Source organism: Neisseria sp. P0022.S010 (genome assembly GCF_051956635.1).
This window is the reverse complement of the sequence record NZ_JBQCXF010000758.1, coordinates 1-866: the sequence shown is the minus strand read 5'-3', so window position 1 is coordinate 866 and position 866 is coordinate 1. Positions and strand designations below refer to the sequence as shown.

Genomic DNA, 866 nt, shown 5'->3' with positions numbered 1-866 from the left:
GCCAAAGCCATGTATTCGGCAGGGTTGGCAACGTGAACCAAAGTCAGTTGGGCTTTGTTGAGGCTTGCCAGTTCGGCGGCGTGTTTCAATGCATTGAGGGAGGTCTCGCTACCGTCAACGGCTACAACCAGATGTTTGTACATATTCATTCTCCTTTTGCGCCGAGTAGCGGCACTTTCGTTTAATATGAAATCAGAACTTGTCTGAATGTGAAACGATTATAAACTCTTTCGGGCAGGTACAACAGCCCATCTGCTTTCAAGTATAATGTCTGTCCAAATCGCCTGTCGCGTTTTTCATTAATTTATTGATATATCACAAGGTTACTTATGCAGGACGCCGCTTTTCTTTCTTCGCGCCGCTTTGGCGGCATTGCCAGACTTTACGGAGACGAAGCGCTGGCGCGCTTTTCGCGCGCGCATGTGTGCGTGGTCGGCGTCGGCGGCGTCGGCTCGTGGGCGGTGGAGGCGTTGGCGAGGAGCGGCATCGGTCGTTTAACGCTGATTGATTTGGACAATGTTGCCGAATCCAATGTCAACCGCCAATTGCATGCCTTGACCGATGATTTCGGTAAGGCAAAGGTTACCGCTTTGCGCGAACGCATTGCCCAAATCAATCCGCAATGCGAAGTGACGGAAATTGAAGATTTTGTGACCGAAGACAATCTGGACGAGCTTTTCAGACGGCCTTTTGACTTTGTCATCGACGCCATCGACCAAATCCGTGTCAAAGCGGCGATGGCGGCGTATTTCGTGCAACATAAACAACCGTTTATTATCAGCGGCGGCGCGGGCGGACAGAAAAATCCGGCTTTAATCCAAACCGCCGATTTGAGCCGCGTTACCCACGATCCGCTGCTTTCCAAC

Annotated in this window: 2 protein-coding genes; one reads left to right on the top strand and one right to left on the bottom strand. The window is 51.2% G+C overall.

Annotation, left to right across the window (positions count from 1 at the left end; all coding sequences use genetic code 11):
- Positions 1-143, bottom strand: a 143-nt coding sequence (locus ACTHUT_RS21225; RefSeq protein WP_440419781.1) for a universal stress protein, incomplete at its 3' end; no start/stop codon positions are given.
- Positions 144-329: 186 nt separating this feature from the next.
- On the opposite strand from ACTHUT_RS21225, the gene ACTHUT_RS21220 reads away from it, so the two are divergent.
- On the top strand, positions 330-866 hold a 537-nt coding region (locus ACTHUT_RS21220), incomplete at its 3' end, for a tRNA threonylcarbamoyladenosine dehydratase (RefSeq protein WP_440419779.1).